The sequence below is a fragment of the Enterococcus sp. C65 genome (genome assembly GCF_040887165.1).
GTDB classification, from domain to species: domain Bacteria; phylum Bacillota; class Bacilli; order Lactobacillales; family Enterococcaceae; genus Enterococcus_B; species Enterococcus_B hirae.
The window spans coordinates 155,498-167,788 of sequence record NZ_JBFOFG010000003.1 but is presented as its reverse complement, the minus strand read 5'-3'; the positions used below and the strand labels follow the sequence as shown (position 1 = coordinate 167,788).

Sequence of the window (12,291 nt, the reverse complement as noted above, 5' to 3'; positions counted from 1 at the left end):
ATGTAAAAAGCATAAGCTATGTAAAAACAGCATAAAGCGTAACTTATTTAGAGGATATCTATATCTTATCTCTTAGTCGGAAAGTAACTATGTAAAAGTAGAAAAAGCTATGTAATAATCGCATACTGATAGAAAACATAAATAAACCTTACTATAATAAAAAGAGCTGTATGACTAATACAAGGAGGTTTTAGCTATGAATCAACATAAACGATCACCACATTCTATTTTTGATTTCACCTATTCTTTAGGAAAATTCTTGCTTTTTCTCATCAAGCTCCAAGTATTTTGGTTTTTATCGGTATTAAAAGGTTGTATTCTACTAGGAACTTTTCCCGCAAGTGTTACCGTTCTCAAATTTTTCTATCATTTATTTGAAGAAAAACAAATTCCTCAAGTCTTATATTCAGATTTTCAAGCAAGCTTCAATAATCTGTTTATTTCAACAAATCAACTAGGCTATGCTGCTGGCATGTTACTAGGATTTCTATGGATGGATCTGAGAATTGCAGCTGTGTATTTACAAAATCCTTTCATTCATATGGGGATCTTATTATTATTTATCGCAACTGTCATAGTCATTCTTTATTTATTCCCAGTATTTTTACGTTATGATTTGTCATTCACACAATATTTCAAACAAGCATTATTTCTATCTTTGTGTAGCTTGATTGAAACCGTAGCGATTATTCTGGGGATCTTTGTCGTGACGGCTGTCTCTACCTTTTTCCCAATTTTGACAATCGTGGCTTTTGTGCCTTTATTCTGTTTGCCATTAAGTTGGTTCTCTTTGCAATCAATGATTAAAATTGAAGAAAAAAATCGTACGTTAACGCAATAACAAAAAACAAACCTTAAATCAAACAAACAGCTAAAAGCTGCAACAAAACTGCAAGGAGATTTTACAAGGAAACCTCAATAATAGCTCTTTTTTTAACTTACAATCTACAATGCGATTCGTCAGCCCTTTAGGTAAAAGCCAAATGTCTGTTTCACTCCTTATTCATAATTGTCGCCATCAAAGGGAACCTTCTGCCAATCGTTGACTCAAGCCTTTTTTCAATTTTTGCTAAGGCTACTACCTGTTACTTATCCCTTTCGTTTTTTCTTTCATTTATTATTTTCCAGAAGCTGATCGACTATGTATATTCATCAACTTTCACTATGTCAAATAAACAGATTATGTACTTTCAAGCTAGTTATTTTCTTTTTTTACAAGTGCTATATACTGAAAATGAAAACGATTACTTAAAGGAGGTTATTATGCAAGTTTCAATCGAACTTACAGATGTCATGCGTGATTTTTTTGAAATTGCGACAAACGAATTAGCGTTAACTATTTCAGATAATGGAAAACCATTCCAACTGATTCAGCGCAACGGTTCATTAAAAATTGAAAATAAAGAAAACGAAACGTTTATCTATTTTCAGGAAAAAGCCCATCTTTTTCGAGCGCTGTCACTCTGGTTAGATCGCTGTGAAGAAGAATTTGTTTATGAAGAGTTTCCGCAATTTGAAAAAATTGGGCCCATGGTAGATCTTTCTAGAAATGCTGTGATGACTGTTGATCAGCTGAAACACTTTTTTGTTCTTTGTAGCAAGATGGGATTAAATAGCTGCATGCTTTATATGGAAGATACGTATCAAATCCCTGATTATCCTTATTTTGGTTATTGTCGTGGTGCCTATTCTCTTGAGGAATTAAAGGCGTTGGATGCTTTTGCAGAGACGGTAGGGATCGAGCTGATTCCTTGTATTCAAACGCTGGCTCATTTAACTAATCCGCTAAAATGGGGATTTGCCAATGGCATGAGAGATACAAGTGATATTCTCCTTGTGGAAGAGGAAAAAACATATCAATTTTTAGATCGTGCAATTTCTGTGATCGCAGCCGCTTTTAAAACGTCAAAAATTCATATCGGGATGGACGAAGCTCATGATCTGGGACGTGGTCATTATTTAACCCAGCATGGTTTGATCGATCGCTTTGATATTATGGAAAAGCATCTGAAAAAAGTAATGGAAATCTGCAGGAACTATCAGTTACAGCCCATGATGTGGAGCGATATGTTTTTTAGAATCGGTTCAAAGTCAGGAGACTATTACGATAAAGATGTACATTTTCCAGAAGATTTGATTGCAAAGATTCCTGAAATTAGTATGGTTTATTGGGATTATTACCATCATTCAAAAGAAGAGTACCAATTGCATTTTTCAAATCATAAAAAATTGCAACGGCCGATCGTTTTTGCGGGCGGTATCTGGACGTGGAATGGTCTTGCACCAAATTATGGAAAATCATTTGAAACGACAAGAGCTAGTCTTTCTGTCGCAAAAGAGGAAAAAATCAACGAAGTTTATGCTACTTTATGGGGCGATGATAGTGCTGAAACACCGATCCTCGCAAGTTTGTTAGGATTACAACAATTCAGCGAGGAACAATTTGCTCCTGAAGTAAGCATGGAATTGATTAAGGAGCGTTTCCGTCTCTTCCACCATCTTGAGGCTGATGATTTTTTACTGCTAGATGCTTTTGACCAGACGAAAGGTGTAGCAAAAAATAACCCTGATGGATCAAATAGTAGTAAGTTGGCACTTTATCAAGATCTATTATACGGTCTTTACGATGTTGATCTGCAAAATTTAGAACTTCCTTCGCATTATAAGGACTTAAGTGAGAAACTATCTAGCGTAACAGCTAATGAGGACACACAAACGATGTTTACTTTTTATCAGAAATTAGCACAAGTCCTTTTTATAAAAACAAATTTGATCGGTCGCTCTTATCGAGCCTACCAATCAAAAAGGAAGGACCAGTTACAACTAATCCTTCACGAACTGGAAGTTCTCACCAAAAAGATCAATGAGTTGCAACACCTCCATCGCCAGCTATGGTTTGAATGGAATAAACCCTTTGGCTATGAAATTATCGATCTTCGTTACGGTGCCTTAAAAAGTCGGATAGAAACAACCATTTGGCGACTGAATAAATTTTTAACAGGAGAAATCAAGCAATTGCCTGAGCTTGAGCAAACGCCTTTACCCTTCGATGCTCCTTTCAAAACAGCAAGCGGTGTCGGGCGAAACTTGTTCCATGGAATTTATAGTGCTAGTAAACTATCAGATATCTAAAGGCAGGGATAAAAAATGAAAAAGAGAACTCTTTTTTTGGTCATTCTGAGTATTTTTTTGTTGGTCACTGCTGCTTCTCAGCTTGTCAGAAACGTGCCTCGTGTCGAAGCAAAACAGACATCTACTAAAATCACTGGGAAAATCAATAATCAAAGAACTGCGAACATCTGCCATCAGCTTTTGCAACAAAATTTAAAGGCTGCAACGGATAAAAATCTGAATGACTATTTAGCAACACTAGTCAAAGATGCACATAACGCGACCGCAAAAGAAATGCAGCAATTTTTTAAAGACTATGATGTCAGTCATGAACTGCTTTCTTTCGAAGTAATCAAACAAGCACCTCAATCGATGTTAGTAGCGGCAGAACAAAAAACAGTGAATCATGGGAAGAAGGCGTATCGAGATCATATCACAACGGCATGTCACACCTTTATTTTGGAAGAGAATGAATGGAAAATCAAAGAAACAACAATGACAAATACACAATTTTTAAATTAGGAGTGTTCATATGAAAAAATTCAATAATTGGCCCACCGACTATCCTGATCCTAACTGGTTTATCCATGATCGTTTTGGTTTGTTTATCCATTTTGGCTTGTTCAGTGTGGGAGCTAGACACGAATGGTTTATGACCACAGAACAAGTCTCTTTAGAGGAATATTCAAAAAAATATTTTCAGCATTTTAACCCTGATTTGTTTGATGCAGATGCTTGGGCAAAAGAAGCCGCTCGTTGTGGGGTGAAATACATGGTATTCACGACAAAACATCATGAAGGCTTTGCCTTATGGGATACGAAACAAACTGATTACAAAATCACCAATACTGCTTTTGGACGAGATCTTCTGGCAGAGCTACTCCCGGCTTTTCGCAAAGTCGGGATCAAAATCGGGTTATACCACTCACTGATCGATTGGCGCCATGAACATTTCCCACTGGACGGACTGCATCCTGAAAGAGAGAACCAGAAACTGCGAGAAAAAAATTCCGAAAGAGATATCAAGATTTATCAACGCTATCTTTGCGAACAAGTCAAAGAACTACTGACAGAATATGGAAAAATCGATTATTTATGGTTCGATTTTTCTTACAGCCACCGCGATTGGGGTTGGTCAAAAGGAAAAGGGCACATTGATTGGGATAGCGAAGCACTAGAAAAGCTCTGCTTAGAACTGCAACCTCATCTCCTATTGAATGATCGACTTGATTTAGGCCATGGCATCACTACTCCAGAACAGTTTCAACCTGATAAACCATTAGAGAAAAACGGCATGCCTGTTATCTGGGAAGCCTGTCAGACAATGTATGGCACTTGGGGGTATGACCGTGACAATATGGAATGGAAAAGTAGTGAGATGCTTTTGAAAATGCTGATTGATACCGTTTCAAAAAATGGGAATTTCTTGATGAATATTGGTCCTAATCCACGAGGAATGATTGATACGAAAACGTTGGAACGGCTTCATGCTATCGGGGATTGGATGACCCTTCACAAAGCATCTGTCATTGGCTGTTCATATAGCGCCTTTGAAGCTCCTGACGATTGCCGATATACACAAAATGGAAACAAGCTTTATCTGCATCTCTTTTCTTATCCTTACCGCAACCTTCATCTTAAAGGATTAGCAGGTAAAGTTGAGTTTATTCGTCTGCTCAATGATGGCTCGGAAATTTTTTATCGAGGATTTGATCCGGACGAAGTGATTACTTCTACAGAAGCAGTCATTGCTCCAGAAGATCTTGTCATCACCTTGCCAATCATCAAGCCTGATGTGCTGATCCCAGTAATTGAAATTACCTTGAAAGACGATTAAAGAGCAAATATAAAGCAGATGATACTTCCTTCGTCGATTCACAAAAAATACTGGCATCGAAAGCTTGTAAAAACATACTTTTAGTGAGAAATATCGTAAAACATTTGAATAACTACCCAAGTTGTATGCTGAAAAAGCAACAATTTGGGTAGTTATTTCAGTCTTTTACAATTATTTGCTTTTGTTTTTTTTAGTTAGAAGCTCAAAACTGGAAATAAAATAACTGCTTCGTCCTGCTCCAGTTCGATGTTTCCCTTAGTTTACTCCTATTTCTTGCTTATAAAGTTGACTTATAAACTTCCTTCTCTATTCATTGTTCGGTATTGACCTGGAGTCACACCAACGTTCGTCCTGAATTTTCTCGTATAATTTGAAACATCATAATATCCATTCTTTTGAATAATCGTTTTTATTGGCAAATCAGTTTCTATTAAGTCTTGCTTGATTTTTTCTAGCCGCAATTCTTGCAGATATTTTGAAAAAGTAGTACCTGTTTCTTTTTTGATAAAACGGCTAAGATACGAAACTGAAAGTTGAAATTCATCTGCCAACTTTTCCATAGATAATTGGGAAGAAGCATAGTTTTTGTGAAGATATTCGAACAATTCTTTTTTCAGCACAGACTCTTGATTTTGTGGCTTAACTTGCATAACCTCACAGATCATTTTTGCGAGCATTAATAATTGTTGCTTCAATTCGAGTAAATTACTAAACTTGGCACTTCTTTCTGCTTTTTTCAAAATTGTTTTATTTTGCAAATTACTACTTACTTTAGCAACTGCATTTAATAGATAAAAACCATACATTTTTTGTCCACTATAAGAAAAATGTTCTTTAATCCCCCGCTCAATCAACGATTCAATCGTTTCCGCAGCGATCGTTAAGTCTCCTTGACGCAGACTTTGAATCAATTTCAGTTTTTCTCCATCTGGGTAATTAATGCTAGTTGAAGACTCTTCACTTGGAATTTCATTATAGAAAACAAAGTTATTTTCTACTGTTGAATAGTCTAATGCGGCCAAACCTTCAATATAAGAAGCATTGATCTTCGTAAGGTTTTCAGTACTATTTCCTACTCCTATCCTAAAAGTACCGTAACACACTTTTTTTAGTTGCTGAATCATCTCTATTACAACTTTCTTGTGACTAGTTTTTTCATAGGTACTAAAGATATAGGCGGTCACTCCTGCAGATAGGATCTCTGTACCATATCCCGAAAAGTTCTTTCCACTTACTTTCAGCGGTAACTCATTAGCTGTGTCGTCAATGCTCTGGATAGGATAATCAACTACGACGACAAAATAGCAAGTACCGGTAAAATGTACTTGGACAGAGTTCAGTAGAACTAATGAATCTTCTGGAGACTTAAATTTCCCTCCTAAAATTTTTCTAAGGACCTGTTCTCTCGCATGGGGAGTCTGTCGTTTAATTTCTTTATGTAGCTCTTCATGTTCGTTCAAAAATTGCGCCAACGTTTCATAGACATTCCCGTTGGAAACAGCTACACCGATTTTATTTCGATAATATTGATCAATCAATTTTTCAATGTTGCGGATCGGCTGTGAAAAACGAGTACCTATAATCACTACAAGCACTAGACCAAACACAAATATCACAAAAAAAAGTTTTAAAAACTTTTGGTGGATGGTATTGATCTTTGTCAAAGCTTGTGATGGATCCATTACAGAAACAAATGACATATTCAAATCCCTGCTATTCAAAGACTGGACAAGATAGTTTCGATGGTTGTAGTAAAAATTATCCTGTTGCAAGATCATTTGAATTTGCTTGGGCTGATGCAAATGCGCCGTTAGTTTGTTATTACTGGTATCTGCTGCTAGAATACGATACGAGTCATCAATCAGATAGTTGGTACTGATACCATCACTATTGGAAAGATTCAACAGCTTATTCAAAATCGAAAGATTGATTGAATAGATTGCTGCGCCATAAAAATGCATTTCTGCATCTTTAATTGGAACAATGTAAAAAAGTTGTGTGGAATTAGGTTCTTTTTTCAGGGTTAGTCCAGTTGGAATATCGTTATCAAGATGTGAAAGCAGCTCTTTTTTATCAAGCGAATGATTATTGATTTTTCGTTGCAAAAAATTGTCCACTGTCAAGCTACCGGCAGATGAAAACAATGTATTTGGGTTTTCTTTGTAGTAAAGATAAATTTCCTCAACAAAATCATTACTTAGCTTATATTGTTGCAAGCTAAGTTGTCCTTCACGAGCATAATAACTATGGGAAAGCCTTCCAGGTGAAAGATTGGTGTTATAAGGAATATGTTGAGTGATATTATCCAATTGCAAAAACTTATTTTCAGATGAGTACTTCAATTGGAGTAACTGGTTCTTGGCTGTCAAAACAACTTGCTGATTAATGCTTTCTTTAGCCGTATGAAACCAAATTAACGATACCATAAAAAAAGGCACTAGAAAGACAAAAAGATAAGATAAAATCGACTTAGAAAGCTGTCTGTGCTGTTTATTTTTCCCGTTAGTAGCAACTTCTCGTACCATATGTCCCTCCTTGATTCTTTAGCTAATCCTGTCGTGTTATCTAGGGCTTTAGTTATAAATAGCAACTTTTCATTTCTATAATTACTCCTCACAATTCCATCCGCACTGGTCAATGAATAGATATCTACAGGCTGCTGATCCCGATGAAGATACCTAAAAAAGCTGATCCATCAACTTCATAGAACCATTTTCTTTATCCTGACAACCCAGCTTTTTGCCGCCACATTTTATTTACATATATCACAAATCTAATTTTTATCAGTTATTCTTCCATCGTTTCCTTTTATTCCAACGTATGTATGCCTCGATTATAAAGCGCTTTCTAAATAAAGGAAATCCTTGCTTAAAATTTTGATCATTGTTCAAAAATTAGCAAGATTTTTGTTCAACTCATTCATTTTTATTCAAAAGCATTTTATTCGCAAAAAGAAAGCGCTATAATAAAAGAAAAACTTGGAGAAAAAAATGGAGACTAGACGTACAAGCGATCTTTTAAGCTATTTGGTAAAAAAGAAACAAGCAACTTCCAAAGAACTTTGTACTCACCTTCACTGTAGTATAAGTACACTTCGCAGAGAATTACTTGAGCTAGAAAAACGAAAATTGATCCGTAGAACTTGGGGCGGGGCGATCTTGAACGAAACGACAAACATGGAATATACTTATCTTCAAAGAGAAGCCAGTAATATCCCGGAAAAAAAGATCATCAGTGAATTAGCACGAGATTTTATTGCACCAGGTATGTGTATTTTTTTAGATTCCAGCAGTACGGTTCTACACCTTATTCCACTACTTGTTAAGATACCTAACTTAATTATCATTACCAATGGTTTGCGTACAGCTTTAAAGTTAAGTGAATGTCAGAACGAATCTTTAAAAATTTATTTGACTGGCGGTGAAGTCAAACTTAATGCTAGTACAGTTATTTCAAATACACTTGATCCCATTACCAGTTCCTTTCGTTTCAATGCTGCCTTTTTATCTTGCCGGGGGCTCGACCATGAAGGGATTTATGAAGCAAACTTCAATCAAGCACAAATCAAAAAAGAAATGATGAATAAAGCACAAGAGATTGTTTTATTGGCTGACGAAACGAAATTTGACTCTACTCATTTTTTCAAGATAGGTGATTATTATGATTATGATGCGATTGTTACCAATAAAAAACCGCCTAAGATTTATCATAGAATCATTGAAAAAAATGACATTCACTTGGTGTATCCCACTGAATGAGAAATATAAATGGACAAAAAACGATTGGAGCATCCAATATTTCTCATTGTCCAACTTGTTGATAGAACTTTTGCAACCAGCCAAACAAACGCCCTTGTTACTCACCCTTTTTCTTCTCAAAAAGCAGGTGACTCAAACAGCACTTATTTGCTTCATCAAAAGAAACAGCACACCTACATCAAGCTATTGGTTGACCTGAAATCACAGATCCTCAAACAAGACAATCCGCTATAAAAAGTGTTTTGGTATCACTAAAAAATGAACATACAGTATTGAGGCCATTGCTTAATTGGCTCTATCATTTATGTGACTGGAGGATTCTTCAGTCACATTTTCGTGCGCTTTGTGCGAAACAAAAAATCTGAGACAGAATGAGATTCATTCTGACCCAGATTTGATTTTACACAGCTACTCAGTTCTTATTGCTGAGATATCCTCGATAGTCTTCTGTGTGAAGTAGTCGTTTGGCATTCTCGACTCTTTCTTTTGTTGGCGGTTCAATACCTTCTAGTGGATAATCTAAGCCAAGTGTTTCCCACTTATATTTCCCCATCGTATGGTAAGGTAGAATCTCTACTTTAGCTACATTGTTCAATGTCTTGATAAAGTCATCTAGCCGAATCAAGTATTCATCATAGTCACTGCGTTCAGGAACTAATACGTGTCTGATCCACACTGGCTTATTGATTTCAGAAAGATATTGCGCCATCTCCAAAATATTTTCATTATCCCAACGTGTTAACTTTTTATGCTCTTCGTTGTCGATGTGTTTGATATCAAACAGTAACAATTCAGTATACTTCATCAATTCTTGAAAACGAGAAAAGAATGGTTCGTCACGCGTGAAAGGCTTCCCACAAGTATCTAGCGTAGTATGCATACCACGCTCTTTCGCTTTCTTGAACAGTTCGATCAAAAAATCGATCTGTAATAAAGGTTCGCCTCCACTAACAGTGATACCGCCTTCTGAACCCCAATAGGAACGATAGCGCTCTGCTTGGTCTAATAGTTCATCCGCCGTATATTCTTTTCCTCCGCCTATATTCCATGTATCAGGATTATGACAAAATTCACAACGCATGCGACAACCTTGCATAAAAACGACGAATCTAACGCCTGGTCCATCTACAGAACCAAACGTTTCGATCGAATGAACATAGCCAATTGTTTTTTCTTCCATAAGGATCACTTCTTTTCTTTGATTTCATTTTATTTCAAAAGACACTTGAATCAACCGATTGCTAGGAAAAGACGAGGGCAAAGACCACCGCCTTGCCCTCAACCTTTTTCAATCGTTCTTTTTAATGATAGATCGTATTATTTATTCCGCTTTACATTCTATCGTGTGATGTTCTCATCAATACGTCTAATTGTTGTTCTCTCGTTAGATCACGGAATTTAACAGCATAACCTGAGACACGGATCGTCAAGTTAGGGTATTTCATTGGATTTTCCATAGCGTCACGTAATAGATCATTACTAAATACATTGACGTTCAAATGGTACGCTCCCTTAGAGAAGTAACCATCTAATACATTACGCAAGTTGCCGATACGTGTTTCTTCATCTTTTCCAAGACCGGAAGGATTGATCGTTTGCGTATTAGAGATCCCGTCACGTGCATAACCATAATTGATTTTAGCAGTTGAGTTAAGACTTGCCAACAATCCATTTTGTTCTGCATTGTAACTTGGGTTTGCCCCAGGAGCAAGAGGTTTACCTGCTTCACGTCCATCAGGTGTGTTACCAGTGTTTTTACCATAAACCACGTTTGATGTGATTGTTAATAATGACGTTGTTGGTGTGGAGTTACGGTAAGTTTTATGACGTTTGATTTGTGTCATAAAGTATTCTAAGATCCATTCTGCTAACTCATCTGCTGCATCATCATCATTTCCGTATTTAGGGAAGTCGCCAGTTACTTCGAAATCAACGGCAATTCCTTTTTCGTTACGGATTGGTTTCACATCTGCATATTTGATCGCTGACAAGCTATCCGCTGCATGAGAGATTCCAGCAATCCCTGTTGCAAATGTACGTTTCAAATCTGAATCCATCAATGCCAGTTGAGCTGCTTCATAAGAATATTTATCATGCATATAATGGATGATGTTTAATGTATTCACATATAACTCAGCTAACCAGTCCATCACATTCATAAATTTGTGTTTTACTTCTTCAAAGTCTAATACATCAGCTGTGATTGGACGATATTCAGGGGCAACTTGGGCACCAGTTACTTCATCAACCCCACCGTTGATTGCGTATAATAATGCTTTTGCTAAGTTCGCACGAGCACCGAAGAACTGCATGTCTTTTCCAACAACTGTTCCAGATACACAACATGCAATAGCGCAATCATCTGAACCCCATTGTTCACGAAGAAGATTGTCATTTTCAAATTGGATAGATGAGCTTTCGATTGCAATTTTACTTGCATAAGTTCTGAAGCCTTCTGGTAAATGTTCTGAATATAAAACTGTTAAGTTTGGTTCAGGAGAAGGACCCATGTTAGTCAATGTGTGCAATAGACGGAAATCATTCTTAGTTACTAATGAGCGTCCATCTAAGCCCATTCCAGCGATTGAAAGAGTCGCCCAGATTGGGAATCCTGAGAATAATTGATTGTATTCTGGTGTACGGGCAAATTTCACCATACGTAATTTCATGACTAAGTGATCGATCAATTCTTGTGCTTCTTGTTCGGTGATCACGCCATTATCTAAGTCACGTTGGATATAGATATCTAAGAAAGCAGAGATACGTCCGATTGACATTGCTGCACCATTTTGTGATTTGATTGCTGCTAAATAACCGAAGTATAACCATTGTACTGCTTCTTTTGCATTAGCAGCTGGTTTAGAGATATCATAGCCATATTTTGCAGCCATTTCTTTCATTTGTGCTAAAGCACGATATTGTTCTGTGATTTCTTCACGAAGACGAATGACTTCTTCATCCATTGTATGGAAACCTGTCATATCATGGTCTTTTTTCTTTTGTTCCATCAAATAGTCAATACCATACAATGCGATACGACGGTAGTCACCAATGATTCGTCCACGTCCATAAGCATCTGGAAGGCCTGTAATGATTTTGTTTTTACGTGCTGCACGCATTTCAGCTGTGTAGGCATCAAATACACCTTGGTTATGTGTTTTACGCCAATCGCTAAAGATATGTGTCAACTCATCATTAGGTGTGTAACCATTACTTGTTAATGCATTGTTAGCCATATTGATACCACCAAATGGCATAAATGCTTGTTTCAATGGTTTATCTGTTTGTAAACCAACGATTTTTTCAAGATCTTTGTCTAAATAACCTGCATCATGTGAGGTAATCGTTGAAACGATTTCTGTGTCCATGTCATAAACGCCATTGCGTTCAAATTGAATATCATTTAGTTTTTGTAATTCTGCCCAAAGCTTTTCTGTTGCTTCAGTTGGTTTTTCTAAAAAGCTGTCGTCTCCACGGTATTCAGTGTAGTTATTTTGGATGAAGTCTCTTGTATCTACGCCTTCTTTCCATTTCGTTCCTTTAAATCCATTCCATTGCTCCATTGTATGGACCTCCCGTTATCTG

9 protein-coding genes are annotated in these 12,291 nt (G+C 36.7%); 6 read left to right on the top strand and 3 right to left on the bottom strand.

Going from position 1 to position 12,291, the window contains the following annotated elements; genetic code table 11:
• The first annotated feature begins 196 nt into the window (after positions 1–196).
• The 4 genes from AB3I12_RS04400 (at position 197) to AB3I12_RS04385 (ending at position 4,948) form a co-directional block, all read left to right on the top strand.
• On the top strand, positions 197–841 hold the full coding sequence (locus AB3I12_RS04400) for a DUF624 domain-containing protein (RefSeq protein ID WP_063626952.1): 645 nt from the start codon (positions 197–199) through the stop codon (positions 839–841).
• 422 nt (positions 842–1,263) lie between these two features.
• Positions 1,264–3,132 carry a beta-N-acetylhexosaminidase gene (locus AB3I12_RS04395; protein ID WP_063626950.1) on the top strand — a complete coding sequence of 623 codons (1,869 nt, stop codon included), beginning with the start codon at positions 1,264–1,266 and terminating at the stop codon, positions 3,130–3,132.
• 15 nt (positions 3,133–3,147) lie between these two features.
• Positions 3,148–3,633, top strand: coding sequence for a hypothetical protein (locus AB3I12_RS04390; RefSeq protein WP_063626948.1), 486 nt, complete (start codon positions 3,148–3,150; stop codon positions 3,631–3,633).
• A gap of 10 nt (positions 3,634–3,643) precedes the next feature.
• Positions 3,644–4,948, top strand: coding sequence for an alpha-L-fucosidase (locus AB3I12_RS04385; protein ID WP_063626947.1), 1,305 nt, complete (start codon positions 3,644–3,646; stop codon positions 4,946–4,948).
• Between the two features lie 290 nt (positions 4,949–5,238).
• Here the strand turns inward: AB3I12_RS04385 and AB3I12_RS04380 are convergent, their stop codons facing one another.
• On the bottom strand, positions 5,239–7,473 hold the full coding sequence (locus AB3I12_RS04380; RefSeq protein WP_063626945.1) for a helix-turn-helix domain-containing protein: 2,235 nt from the start codon (positions 7,471–7,473) through the stop codon (positions 5,239–5,241).
• Positions 7,474–7,938: 465 nt separating this feature from the next.
• On the opposite strand from AB3I12_RS04380, the gene AB3I12_RS04375 reads away from it, so the two are divergent.
• Positions 7,939–8,706 carry a DeoR/GlpR family DNA-binding transcription regulator gene (locus AB3I12_RS04375; RefSeq protein ID WP_010737385.1) on the top strand — a complete coding sequence of 256 codons (768 nt, stop codon included), beginning with the start codon at positions 7,939–7,941 and terminating at the stop codon, positions 8,704–8,706.
• Positions 8,707–8,715: 9 nt separating this feature from the next.
• Positions 8,716–8,940, top strand: coding sequence for a hypothetical protein (locus AB3I12_RS04370; RefSeq protein WP_063626944.1), 225 nt, complete (start codon positions 8,716–8,718; stop codon positions 8,938–8,940).
• A gap of 178 nt (positions 8,941–9,118) precedes the next feature.
• Here the strand turns inward: AB3I12_RS04370 and pflA are convergent, their stop codons facing one another.
• Complete coding sequence (gene pflA, locus AB3I12_RS04365; RefSeq protein WP_010737384.1) at positions 9,119–9,886, bottom strand: pyruvate formate-lyase-activating protein; 768 nt, start codon at positions 9,884–9,886, stop codon at positions 9,119–9,121.
• Between the two features lie 151 nt (positions 9,887–10,037).
• Positions 10,038–12,269: a formate C-acetyltransferase gene (pflB, locus tag AB3I12_RS04360; protein WP_010719453.1), complete on the bottom strand. Its 2,232-nt coding sequence runs from the start codon at positions 12,267–12,269 to the stop codon at positions 10,038–10,040.
• Positions 12,270–12,291 lie beyond the last annotated feature (22 nt).